Origin of the sequence: Streptomyces sp. HUAS TT11, from assembly GCF_051553595.1 — a bacterium.
Lineage (GTDB): Bacteria > Actinomycetota > Actinomycetes > Streptomycetales > Streptomycetaceae > Streptomyces.
In genome coordinates this window covers 8311698-8324538 of the sequence record NZ_CP196184.1, presented here as the reverse complement: position 1 = coordinate 8324538, position 12841 = coordinate 8311698, and the positions used below count along the sequence as shown (strand labels likewise).

Sequence of the window (12841 nt, the reverse complement as noted above, 5' to 3'; positions counted from 1 at the left end):
GGCCTCCCGGTGCGGAGCGGGGCCCTGCGGGCGGCCCCCTCGATGGCTGTCATGCGGCGGCCCTCCCGGTGGCTGCGGCCATCACCGTTTCCTCGGTGGCCTCGGAGCGCGGGATCTCGGCGGTGAGCCGTCCTTCGTGCATGACGAGCACGCGGTCGGCCATGCCGAGGATCTCGGGCAGGTCGGAGGAGATCATCAGGACGGCCACCCCGTCGGCGGCCAGTTCGCCGAGCAGCCGGTGCACCTCGGCCTTGGTACCGACGTCGATGCCGCGCGTCGGCTCGTCGACGATCAGCACCTTCGGGCCGGTTGCCAGCCATTTGGCCAGGACGACCTTCTGCTGGTTGCCGCCCGACAGGGTGGAGACGGCGTCGGCGATCCGGGCGTACTTGACCCGCAGCTTGACGGCCCAGTCCAGGGACCGGCTGCGTTCGGCGCCGCGGTCCACGAGTCCGGCCCTGACCGTCGCGCGCAGCCCGGTCAGGCCGATGTTCCGCTCGATGGACATGTCCATCACCAGGCCCTGGGCCCGGCGGTCCTCGGGGACAAGAGCGAGCCCGGCGGCCATGGCGATGGAGGGCGCGCCGTTCGCCAGCGCCCGGCCGTCGACCTCGACCTCGCCCGCGTCCCATCGGTCGACGCCGAACACGGCCCGGGCCACCTCGGTACGGCCGGCCCCGACCAGTCCGGCGAGACCGACGATCTCCCCCTGCCGCACGTCGAATGACACGTCGGTGAACACGCCCTCGCGGGTCAGCCGGCGAACGCTCAGGGCGATCCGCCCGGGCTCGACGTCCTGCTTGGGATACAGCTCGTCCAGGTCGCGTCCGACCATCCGGCGGACCAGATCGTCCTCGGTCATCCCGTCCAGTGGTTCGCTCGCGATCCAGGCACCGTCGCGCAGGGTGGTGACACGCCGGCAGATCTGGAAGATCTCCTCGAGCCGGTGGGAGATGAACAGCACCGCCGCGCCCTGCTCGCGCAGTGTGCGGACGACACCGAAGAGCCGGGCCACCTCGCTGCCGGTCAGCGCCGCGGTCGGCTCGTCCATGATCAGCACTCGGGCGTCGAAGGACAGCGCTTTGGCGATCTCGACGATCTGCTGGTCGGCGATGGACAGGCCGCGAGCCGGGCGCTCGGGGTCGAGTTCGACACCGAGGCGCCGCATCAGGGCCGCGGTCGCGGCGTTCGTCGCCTTGTGGTCGATGCGGCCGAGGGTCCGCTTGGGCCGGCGGCCCATGAAGATGTTCTCGGCGATCGAGAGGTCCGGAAAGAGGGTCGGTTCCTGGTAGATCACGGCGATGCCTGCGTCGCGTGCGTCGGCCGGGCCGTGGAAGACGACCGGCTCGCCGTCCAGCAGCACCTGGCCGGCATCCGGTCGATGCACTCCGGCGAGCGTCTTGATGAGGGTCGACTTGCCCGCGCCGTTCTCACCGGCGAGGGCGTGCACCTCACCGGGGAACAGTTCGAGGGAGACGTCCCTGAGGGCGCGCACGGCGCCGAAGGATTTGGAGATGCCTTTGAGCGCCAGCACCGGGGACGGACCCGCGTCGGACGGGTGGGTCATGGAAGCTCCTCGACGACGTCGGCGGGGACATCCTCACTGCGTCGTGAAAGGTTTCAACTCGGTTGCCGGGACGTTAGGCGCGCCGACCATGTCACGTCAATGGGGCCGCATCGAAAAACTTTCGATAGCCAGAGGTGGCCGCGCCCTCTTCGAAGGCAGTAGCTGCCGGAAGGCTTGACACCTCCCGAGAGGACTCATAGCTTCGGTCTCTGAATCGTTTCATGCAGCATGCTTTCCACTGACGCCCCAGGAGCCCCGAAGTGACCGAGCTCGCCGCGGTGAAAGCCGCTCTGAAGACCCAGGCAGTCGAGACGCCGTCATGGGCGTACGCGAACTCGGGCACGCGCTTCAAGGTCTTCGCGCAAGCGGGGGTGCCCCGCAATCCGCGCGAGAAGCTGGACGACGCCGCGAAAGTGCACGAGTTCACCGGTGTGGCACCCACGGTGGCCCTGCACATCCCGTGGGACAAGGTCGACGACTACGCCGCGCTGGCGCAGTACGCACAGGAGCGTGGTGTGACACTGGGCGCCATCAACTCCAACACCTTCCAGGACGACGACTACCGGCTCGGCAGCATCTGCCACCCCGATCCCGGCGTGCGCCGCAAGGCCGTCGACCATCTGCTCGAGTGCGTCGACATCATGGACGCCACCGGCTCACGGGATCTCAAGCTCTGGTTCGCCGACGGCACCAACTACCCCGGCCAGGACGACATCCGGGAGCGTCAGGACCGGCTGGCCGAAGGCCTCGCCGAGGTCTACGGACGGCTCGGCGACGGACAGCGCATGCTGCTGGAGTACAAGCTCTTCGAGCCCGCCTTCTACACGACGGACGTCCCGGACTGGGGCACCGCCTACGCCCACTGCCTCAGGCTCGGCGACAAGGCCCAGGTCGTCGTGGACACCGGTCATCACGCTCCCGGCACCAACATCGAGTTCATCGTCGCCACCCTGCTGCGCGAGCGGAAGCTCGGCGGGTTCGACTTCAACTCCCGCTTCTACGCCGACGACGACCTCATGGTCGGTGCCGCCGATCCCTTCCAGTTGTTCCGCATCATGTACGAGGTCGTCCGCGGCGGCGGCCTGGGTCCGGGCGTCGCCTTCATGCTCGACCAGTGCCACAACATCGAGGCGAAGATCCCGGCCATCATCCGTTCGGTGATGAACGTGCAGGAGGCGACGGCGAAGGCGCTGCTCGTGGATCGGGAGGGGCTGGTCGCGGCACAGCGCTCCGGTGACGTGCTCGCGGCGAACGCGGTGCTGATGGACGCGTACAACACCGACGTGCGCCCCCTCCTCGGCGAGGTCCGCCAGGAGGTCGGCCTCGACCCCGACCCGATCGCGGCGTACCGGCGCTCCGGCTGGGCCGAGAAGATCGCGGCGGAGCGGGTGGGCGGACAGCAGGCCGGCTGGGGCGCCTGAGGCTCCCGACCGCCGCTCGACACCGGGCGGTGTGCCTGGGGCTCCTCGGGCCGACCCGACACACACGACGGGAACGCCCGAAGCCCCACGGCCGGCACCCCACACCGGACGGGACTGCCCGCAACCCCTCCGACCCACCCGACACACGACGGGAACGCCCGGAACCCCACGACCGACACCCCACACCGGACGGCACTGCCCGCAACCCCTCCGACCCACCCGACACACACAACGGGAACGCCCGAAACCCCACGACCGACACCCCACACCGGACGGCACTGCCCAGAACCCCTCCGACCCACCCGACACACACAACGGGAACGCCCGAAACCCCACGACCGACACCCCACACCGGACGGCACTGCCCGCAACCCCTCCGACCCACCCGACACACACAACGGGAACGCCCGGCAGACGCCCCCCGCCCGACATCGCACACCGGACAGGGCGCGTCGCGCCGGTCCCGCCCGGCTCCCGGGCGCCGTGGCATGCCGCGTGCGGAGTAATCGGCGCCGTGCTCCGTACCGTCGTGTCACGCTGTGGTGCTGTCGATCACGGTCGAGTCGGGAGGCCGCGGTGTACCGCTCGGGTGAGTGGCTGGGTGAGCGGATCCGTCGCTGCCGGCGGGCGGACAGGCGCTCGTGATGGCCGGTGACAAGGAGGGGAAGGAGCCGAGAGAGCTCGGTCTTCCCGCCCTCCGTCTGCGTCTGCGCGAAGAGCTGGGTCGGATCGACGAGGAGCTGCGTGCCCTGCTCGCCGCGATGGACCGGCTGCAGGGTCTGCTGGACGCGGTCGTGGCCATCAGCCGTGAGGTGGAACTGCATGCGGTGCTGCGCCGTATCGTCACCACCGCCATGGAACTGGTCGGTGCCCGGTACGGGGCGCTGGGGGTGCTCAACGAGTCAGGAGAGCACCTGGAGGAGCTGATCGCCGAGGGTCTGTCCGAACAGGAGCGCGCCGATCTGGCCGCCGTCGGCCTACCGCTCGGTAAAGGGGTGCTCGGGTATCTGATCCACCATCCCGAGCCCCTGCGGATCGACGACGTCTCCGCGCACCCGGCCTCAGCCGGATTCCCCCCGGGCCACCCGCGCCTGCACACCCTGCTCGGAGTCGCGATCACCATTCGCGGCCGCATCTACGGTGATCTCTATCTCTCCGAACGGCACGACGGGCATCCCTTCGACGTACACGACGAGAACATCCTCCTGGCCCTGGCCAGCGCGGCCGGCATCGCGATCGACAACGTCCGGCTGTTCGAACGGGTGCGCTCCGCGTCCGAGCAGTTCCAGCGGCTGCTCCTGCCGACCCTGCCCGATCTGCGGCCGTTCGCCGCCGCAGCCATCTACCGGCCCGCCGCCGAACCCAGTCGCCTCGGTGGTGACTGGTACGACGCCATCCTGCTCCCGGACAACGTGGTGGCCGTCGTCATCGGCGACGTGGTCGGCCACGACATGCAGGCCGCGGCCACCATGGCCTGCACGCGCAACATGCTGCGGGCCCTGCTCTTCGACCGCCGCAACCCACCGGGGTCGGTCCTCGCGCAGCTCGACCGCATCCTGCAGGCCGTCACCGACCCACCCGTCACCACGACCTGTCTGGCCCGCATCGAACCGGACGGTGCGGCGTGGAGGCTGAACTGGAGCACCGCGGGCCACATCCCCCCGCTGCTGATCACCCCGGACCGGCGAGCGGAGTATCTGTTCGCCGAGCCCGGACTGCCCCTCGGGGTGGACACGGGCGAGCCCCGCCCCGAACACACCCATCCGCTGCCCCCGGACACCACCGTGGTGTTCTTCACCGACGGGCTCGTCGAGCATCCTGAACATCCCATCGACGAAAGTCTGAACGAACTCGCCACGCTCGCCACCTCCCACGCCGGTCTGCCGCTGGAGGACTTCGTCCAGGCCCTCGCCGACAGCCACCCCAGCGACGGGCACGACGACATGGCCATCCTCGCCATCAGAACACCTGGGGGCTGAATCCCGGCGCGCAGTGCGAACCCCGCACGCGGCCGCCCGCCGTCGACGTGGTGCATCCGGCGCCGGGGACGGACGATGGAGACCGGGGGTGAGCCGATGGGGAGACCTCCCGATGAGTGGCGCGCGGCATGAAAGGCTCCGGCGCGGTGGCATCACCGCCCTGGAGATCTGTGCCGTCGCCGCGCTGTACTACGCCGTGGGAAGGCTGGGCCTCCTCCAGCAACTGGTGCGCGGCCAGGTCACCCCGTTGTGGCCGTCGACCGGTATCGCGCTCGCCGGGTTGCTTCTCCTCGGCCGCAGGATCTGGCCCGGCATCGCACTGGGCGCCCTCCTCATCAACATGTCACTCGGGCCGTCGCTGCCCGCCGTGCTCGCGATCGTCGCCGGGAACACACTCGCCCCTCTCTGCTCGTACGCGCTCCTGCTCCGCGCCGGTTTCCGCACGGAAATGGATCGGCTGCGGGACGCTCTCGTCCTGGTCTTCCTCGGTGCGCTCACCGGGATGCTCGTCAGTGCGACGGTGGGCAGTGCCACCCTGCTCCTCGCCGGTGTGCTGTCCGCCCAGGGGTTCTGGCCGACGTGGTCGGTCTGGTGGACGGGCGACGCCATGGGTGTCCTGCTGGTCGCCCCCGTGCTGCTCGTCCTCCGCTCGGTCCGCCGGCCGCGGTCCGTTCCGAGGGCCCGTTGGGCGGAGGGGGCCCTGCTCGTGGCGGCGACCGTCTGTGTGGGCTTCCTCCAGACCAGCCCCGTTCCGCTCCTGTTCCTCGGCTTCCCGGTGCTGATCTGGGCGGCCTTCCGGTTCCAGCGGGCCGGGGCGGCACCCTGCGCGCTGGCCCTGTCGACCTTCGCGATCGTCGCGGCCGCGGAGCGAACGGGCCCGTTCGCCGTACACAATCTGCTCACGAACATGATCATGCTTCAGGCGTTCAACGGCTCCATCGCATTCACCGCGCTGCTGCTCGGGGCGGCGGTCAGCGAGCGCAATCAGACCCAACACGACATCCAGCAGGCCTGCAGCCAGCTTTCCGACATGGTCGAGAGGATCGCACCGGACGAGGGACGCCGAGGCCGTCCGGAGGGCGGGGGCGGTGAAGGCGGGGACCTCTGACGAACCCGGGGGACCTCTGACGAACCCGGGACGACACCGTTCGAGTCCGGCGAGCCGCTCACGGTTCACCCCCGGATCCGCGACCTGACGCCGCAGCCGCCCATCCAGCAGCCATGTGCATGAATCGTTTCACGCACAGTGCGGGGCGATGCCCGTTGCGTCACCAGCGGGACATGTCGGGGCTCCGCTCTCGATAAATCGGAGGCCGTCCGCCCATGACCGATGTCTTGACGTCGGGCCTGGACGGCTATTAGGTTCCTGAAACGATTCAAGCCATCCACCGGAGGACCGAGAAGCCATGGCACCTCACCCCGAAGCCGCCGCCCTCCTGGCCCGTTCCCATCGGCTCGGCGCCGATCCGCGCAACACCAACTACGCCGGTGGCAACGCCTCTGCGAAGGGCACCGGCCGCGACCCCGTGACCGGTGGTGACGTGGAGCTGATGTGGGTCAAGGGGTCCGGTGGCGACCTCGGCACCCTCACCGAGGCCGGGCTGGCCGTGCTGCGGCTTGACCGGATGCGGGCGCTGACGGAGGTCTATCCGGGTGTCGAGCGCGAGGACGAGATGGTCGCCGCGTTCGACTACTGCCTGCACGGAAAGGGCGGCGCGGCCCCCTCCATCGACACGGCCATGCACGGGCTGGTCGACGCGGCCCACGTCGACCATCTGCACCCCGACTCCGGCATCGCGCTCGCCTGCGCCGCCGACGGGGAGAAGCTGACCGCCGAGTGCTTCGGCGACACGGTGGTGTGGGTGCCGTGGCGGCGCCCCGGCTTCCAACTCGGCCTGGACATCGCCGCGGTGAAGAAGGCCAACCCGCAGGCCGTCGGGTGCGTCCTCGGCGGGCACGGCATCACGGCCTGGGGGAACACCTCCGAGGAGTGCGAGCGCAACTCGCTGCACATCATCCGTACCGCCGAGGCCTTCCTCGCCGAGCGCGGCAGGCCCGAGCCGTTCGGACCGGTGATCGAGGGGTACGAGGCACTGCCGGAGGCGGAGCGGCGGGAGCGGGCGGCGGCTCTGGCCCCGCACATCCGTGCCGTCGCCTCCCAGGACAGGGCCCAGGTCGGGCACTTCACCGACACGGACGTCGTCCTCGACTTCCTCGCCCGTTCCGGGCACCCGCGTCTGGCCGCGCTCGGCACTTCCTGCCCGGACCACTTCCTGCGGACCAAGGTCCGGCCGCTGGTCCTCGACCTGCCGCCGACCGCGCCGCTGGAGCAGGTGACGGACCGGCTGAGGGAACTGCACACCGCCTACCGCGAGGAGTACGCGGCCTACTACGCGCGGCACGCCCTGCCCGACTCGCCCGCGATGCGCGGTGCCGACCCGGCGATCGTGCTCGTGCCGGGCGTCGGCATGTTCTCGTTCGGCAAGGACAAGCAGACCGCCCGGGTGGCGGGCGAGTTCTACGTCAACGCGATCAACGTGATGCGCGGCGCGGAGTCGGTGTCGACGTACGCGCCGATCGAGGAGTCGGAGAAGTTCCGCATCGAGTACTGGGCGCTCGAGGAGGCCAAGCTCCGGCGGATGCCGAAGCCCAAGCCGCTCGCCACCCGGGTGGCACTGGTGACGGGCGCCGGCAGCGGCATCGGGAAGGCGATCGCGCACCGACTGGTTTCCGAAGGCGCATGCGTCGTCGTAGCCGATCTCAACGCGGAGAACGCCGCCGCGGTAGCCGAAGAGCTGGGTGGGCCCGACAGGGCCGTCGCGGTCACCGTGGACGTCACGTCCGAGGAGCAGATCGGCGAGGCCTTCAAGGCGGCGGTGCTGGCCTACGGCGGGGTCGACCTGGTCGTCAACAACGCCGGGATCTCCATCTCCAAGCCACTCCTGGAGACATCGGCGAAGGACTGGGACCTCCAGCACGACATCATGGCCCGGGGCTCCTTCCTCGTCTCGCGCGAGGCGGCCCGGGTGATGATCGCCCAGGAACTGGGCGGGGACATCGTCTACATCGCCTCCAAGAACGCCGTCTTCGCCGGCCCCAACAACATCGCCTACTCGGCGACCAAGGCCGACCAGGCCCATCAGGTACGGCTCCTGGCAGCGGAGTTGGGCGAGCACGGCATCCGCGTCAACGGTGTCAACCCCGACGGTGTGGTGCGCGGCTCGGGCATCTTCGCTGGCGGCTGGGGCGCCCAACGGGCTGCCGTGTACGGGGTGGAGGAGGAGAAGCTCGGCGAGTTCTACGCCCAGCGCACCATCCTCAAGCGCGAGGTGCTGCCGGAACACGTGGCGGCCGCGGTCTTCGCGCTGACCGGCGGGGACCTCACCCACACCACGGGACTGCATGTCCCGGTGGACGCCGGCGTGGCGGCCGCGTTCCTTCGATGAGCACCGCCGTGAAGTCGTATGCTGCGGTCGACCTGGGTGCCTCCAGCGGGCGTGTCATGGTCGGCCGCGTGGGCCCGGGCACCCTGGAACTCAGCGAGGCGCACCGGTTCCCGAACCGGCCCGTGCGGATCCCCGAGGGGTTGCGCTGGGACATCCTCGCGCTGTACGCGGGTGTTCTCGACGGGTTGCGCTCGGCCGGCCGGGTCGACTCGGTCGGCATCGACAGCTGGGCGGTCGACTACGGCCTCCTGGACGCGGACGGCGCTCTGCTCGGCAATCCGGTCCACTACCGCGACACCCGCACCGAGGGGGCCGCGGAGAAGGTGTGGGCGACGGTCCCGCCCGGGGAGCTGTACGCCGCGACGGGGTTGCAGTACGCACCGTTCAACACGCTCTACCAGCTGACGGCGGCGCGTGAAACGCAGCAACTGGAGCGGGCGAGACGGCTGCTGCTCATACCCGACCTGCTGATCCACTGGCTCACCGGCGAACAGGGCACCGAGCTGACCAATGCGTCCACCACTCAGCTCATCGACCCCCGGACGCGGGACTGGTCGTACGACGTGGCGAGCCGTCTCGGTATCGATCTGAGCCTGTTCGCCCCGTTGCGGCGGCCGGGCGATCCGGCGGGGGTGCTGCGGCCCGAGGTACTGGAGGAGACCGGTCTTGCCGGGCCCGTCCCGGTGACGACGGTCGGATCGCACGACACGGCGTCCGCGGTGACCGCCGTACCGGCCGCCGGTGAGCGGTTCGCCTACATCTGCACCGGCACCTGGTCCCTGGCCGGACTTGAGCTCGCGGCTCCGGTGCTGACCGAGGCCGGCCGCGCCGCCAACTTCACCAATGAGCTGGGGCTGGACGGCACCGTCCGCTATCTGCGCAACATCATGGGACTGTGGCTGCTCCAGGAGTGCCTGCGGGAGTGGGGCGAACCGGACCTGCCCGCACTGCTGTCCGCTGCCGCCGGCGAGCCCGCCCTGCGGTCCGTCGTGGACGCGGGGGACGCGGCGTTCCTCGCCCCCGGGCGGATGGCGGCACGGGTCGCCGAGGCGTGCCGCGCCTCCGGTCAGCCGGTGCCGGACTCTCCGGCCGGGATCACCCGCTGCATCCTCGACTCCCTCGCACTCGCCCACCGTCGGGCCGTCGCCGACGCCCAGCGGCTCGCCGACCACCCGGTCGACGTCGTGCACATGGTCGGAGGGGGTGCCCGCAACGCCCTGTTGTGCCAGCTGACCGCCGACGCCTGCGGTCTGCCGGTGGTGGCAGGCCCGACGGAGGCGGCGGCTCTCGGCAATGTGCTGGTCCAGGCACGGACCCATGGTCTGGTCGGCGACCGTGCCGGGATGCGCCGACTGGTGTCCCGCACACAGCGGTTGACGCGGTACGAGCCACAGGGTGACACGGCGCCCTGGCGCGATGCGCAGGCCCGGATCGCCACGCCGTGAACCGGGGTCTCGCCCAGACCACGTATGCCGATTACGCTGCACTCATCCGATGATCGACCACAAGGAGCCGCGATGCGTGTCGCCCTGTTCCTGACCTGCGTCAACGACACGCTCTATCCGAACACCGGGCGCGCCGTGGTGAAACTCCTGTCCAGACTGGGCGTTGAGGTCGACTTCCCGATGGCGCAGACCTGTTGCGGGCAGGCGCACTACAACACGGGCTATCGCCATGAAGCGGAGCCGCTCGCGCTGAAGTTCTCCGATGTCTTCCGTGAGTACGATGCCATCGTGACACCCTCGGGGTCCTGCGGGGCGATGGTGCGGGAGCTGTACCCGCGGTTGGGTGAGCGAGCGCGGGCGGAGGGGCGCGGAGAGTCGGTGGCGACCGCTCTGGCACCCGTGGTCCCGAAGACCTACGAGCTCACGGAGTTCCTCGTGGACGTGGTGGGCGTGACGGATGTGGGCGCCTACTACCCGCACCGGGTGACCTACCACCCGACCTGTCACGGGCTGCGGAGCCTCGGCCTCGGCGACCGTCCCGTACGGCTGCTGCGGGCGGTCGAGGGACTGGACCTGGTCGAGCTGCCGGGTGCCGAGGAGTGCTGCGGTTTCGGTGGCACCTTCGCCCTCAAGAACTCCGACGTCTCGGCGGCCATGGGCGTCGACAAGGTGCGCAACGCCGAGTCCACGGGCGCCGAGACGCTGTGCGCGGCCGACAACTCCTGCCTGATGCACATCGGCGGGACGATGGCCCGGCTGCGTGTGGGGATGCGCCCGGTGCACATCGCGGAGATCCTGGCGAGCACGAAGGAGGACCCGCTGGTATGAGGACCGTCGTCCGGGTGAAGGGGCCCATCACATGAGCGGGACGTTCGTCGGGATGCCGTCGTTCCCCAAGGCCGCACATGCGGCGGTCGGCAACAAGACCCTGCGCGGGAATCTGCGGCACGCCACCCACACCATCCGGGCCAAGCGCGCCAAGGCGGTCGCGGAGGTGTCCGACTGGGCAGAGCTGCGGGAGGCGGGCCGGCAGATCAAAGACCACACGCTCCGTCATCTTGACCGCTACCTCGTGCAGTTGGAGGAGGCGGTCACCGCCGCGGGCGGCACCGTCCACTGGGCGGCGGACGCGGACGAGGCCAACAGGATCGTCACCGGACTGGTCAAGGCGACCGGCGAGTCCGAGGTCGTCAAGGTCAAGTCCATGGCCACGCAGGAGATCGGCCTGAACGAAGCGCTGGAGGCGGCGGGCATCCGGGCGTACGAGACCGATCTCGCCGAGCTCATCGTGCAGTTGGGCAAGGACCGGCCCTCCCACATCCTGGTCCCCGCGATCCACCGCAACCGCGGCGAGATCCGTGACATCTTCCGCTCCGAGATGGGCGAATGGGGCCGCCCGGCGCCCGACGGGCTGACCGACACTCCCGCCGAACTGGCCGAGGCGGCCCGGCTGCACCTGCGGGAGAAGTTCCTGCGCGCCAAGGCGGGCATCTCCGGTGCCAACTTCATGGTCGCCGAGACCGGCACGCTGGTGGTGGTCGAGTCGGAGGGAAACGGGCGGATGTGCCTCACCCTGCCCGAGACGCTGATCTCCGTCGTCGGCATCGAGAAGATCGTGCCGACCTGGCGGGACCTCGAGGTGTTCCTGCAGACACTCCCCCGCTCCTCGACCGCGGAGCGGATGAACCCGTACACCAGCATGTGGACGGGTACCACGGACGCCGGGACGGCGGACGGCCCCCGGGCCTTCCATCTCGTCCTGCTGGACAACGGCCGCACCGACACGCTGGCCGACCAGGTCGGACGCCAGGCGCTGCGCTGCATCCGCTGCTCGGCGTGTCTCAATGTCTGCCCGGTGTACGAGCGGGCGGGCGGCCATGCCTACGGGTCGGTCTACCCGGGCCCCATCGGCGCCATCCTCAGCCCCCAGCTGAGGGGGACCGAGAGCGAGATCGACGCCTCGCTGCCGTACGCGTCCTCGCTGTGCGGGGCCTGCTACGAGGTGTGCCCGGTCGCCATCGACATCCCCGAGGTGCTGGTGCATCTCCGGGAGCGGGTCGTGGAGGGCGGGACCGTGACACGAGCGGGCAACAAGGTCGTGCTGAAGCCGGCGAAGGGCCATGCCGCCGAGAGGGCGGCGATGCGGGCCGCACGCTGGGCCTTCGGTCACCCGGGCGCGCTGCGCTCGGGCCAGCGTCTCGCGTCACGCTCGCGCCGCTTCCTGCCGCGGACCCTTCCGGGGCCGGGCAGGGCGTGGAGCGCGAGCCGGGATCTGCCCGCGGTCCCGGCCGAACCGTTCCGCGACTGGTGGCAGCGTACGCACGGAGGGCAGGAGGCAAAGTGAGCAGCAGGGATCTCGTCCTGGGCCGGGTGCGGCGCGCACTGGCGGACACGGACAAGGACGACACGCCGTACGAACAGGCGATGTCCCGTGCGTATCTGCGGCGGCACGGCGACCGCACCGTCGAGGAGACCGTGGACCTCCTCGCGGAGAACCTGACGGACTATCGCGCGATCGTGCACCGCAGCGACGCGGAGCACCTCCCGGCGGTCCTCGCCCGGCTGCTGACCGCCCGGGACGCGCACCGGGTCGCCGTGCCGCCGGGTCTGCCGTCCGGCTGGCTCTCGGGCGTGGAGCAGGTCCCCGACCGGGCCGAGAGCACCCCGCACGACCTGGACCGCGTGGACAGCGTGGTCACCGGTTGCGCGGTCGCCATCGCCGAGACCGGCACCATCGTGCTGGACGGCTCGCCGGACCAGGGCCGTCGCCGCATCACGCTCGTCCCCGACCACCACATCTGCGTCGTGCGTGTCCCCGGGCAGGTCGTGTCGTCCGTGCCCGAGGCCCTGGAGCGTCTCGATCCGGCCCGCCCGCTCACCTGGATCTCCGGGCCGTCCGCCACCAGCGACATCGAGCTCGACCGGGTCGAGGGGGTGCACGGTCCGCGCACCCTGGAGGTGGTGCTGGTGAGCGAGGAGTGAC

9 protein-coding genes are annotated in these 12841 nt (G+C 70.4%); 8 read left to right on the top strand and 1 reads right to left on the bottom strand.

Annotated features, from left to right (window positions below; translation table 11 throughout):
* Positions 1–49: 49 nt before the first annotated feature.
* Positions 50–1567, bottom strand: coding sequence for a sugar ABC transporter ATP-binding protein (locus tag ACSHXN_RS37415; RefSeq protein WP_356114147.1), 1518 nt, complete (start codon positions 1565–1567; stop codon positions 50–52).
* Between the two features lie 260 nt (positions 1568–1827).
* Here ACSHXN_RS37415 and rhaI point away from each other — a divergent pair, with 260 nt between their 5' ends.
* The 8 genes from rhaI to ACSHXN_RS37375 all read left to right on the top strand — a co-directional run bounded on the left by rhaI (position 1828) and on the right by ACSHXN_RS37375 (position 12840).
* Positions 1828–2988: an L-rhamnose isomerase gene (rhaI, locus tag ACSHXN_RS37410; RefSeq protein WP_355137421.1), complete on the top strand. Its 1161-nt coding sequence runs from the start codon at positions 1828–1830 to the stop codon at positions 2986–2988.
* 644 nt (positions 2989–3632) lie between these two features.
* Positions 3633–4967 (top strand): PP2C family protein-serine/threonine phosphatase, encoded by a 1335-nt coding sequence (locus ACSHXN_RS37405; RefSeq protein ID WP_355137419.1) that lies wholly within the window; start codon positions 3633–3635, stop codon positions 4965–4967.
* Positions 4968–5079: 112 nt separating this feature from the next.
* Positions 5080–6075 (top strand): MASE1 domain-containing protein, encoded by a 996-nt coding sequence (locus ACSHXN_RS37400; RefSeq protein ID WP_356114145.1) that lies wholly within the window; start codon positions 5080–5082, stop codon positions 6073–6075.
* A gap of 298 nt (positions 6076–6373) precedes the next feature.
* Entirely contained in the window at positions 6374–8413 is a 2040-nt protein-coding gene (locus tag ACSHXN_RS37395) for a bifunctional aldolase/short-chain dehydrogenase (protein WP_356294431.1), read from the top strand.
* Positions 8410–9858: a rhamnulokinase gene (locus tag ACSHXN_RS37390; RefSeq protein WP_383358226.1), complete on the top strand. Its 1449-nt coding sequence runs from the start codon at positions 8410–8412 to the stop codon at positions 9856–9858. Before ACSHXN_RS37395 ends, ACSHXN_RS37390 begins: the two co-directional genes overlap by 4 nt.
* A gap of 72 nt (positions 9859–9930) precedes the next feature.
* Positions 9931–10686 (top strand): (Fe-S)-binding protein, encoded by a 756-nt coding sequence (locus tag ACSHXN_RS37385; protein WP_355797364.1) that lies wholly within the window; start codon positions 9931–9933, stop codon positions 10684–10686.
* A 31-nt stretch (positions 10687–10717) separates the two neighbouring features.
* Entirely contained in the window at positions 10718–12202 is a 1485-nt protein-coding gene (locus ACSHXN_RS37380) for a LutB/LldF family L-lactate oxidation iron-sulfur protein (RefSeq protein WP_438305397.1), read from the top strand.
* Complete coding sequence (locus ACSHXN_RS37375) at positions 12199–12840, top strand: LutC/YkgG family protein (protein ID WP_355137407.1); 642 nt, start codon at positions 12199–12201, stop codon at positions 12838–12840. Before ACSHXN_RS37380 ends, ACSHXN_RS37375 begins: the two co-directional genes overlap by 4 nt.
* The last annotated feature ends 1 nt before the right edge of the window (position 12841 follow it).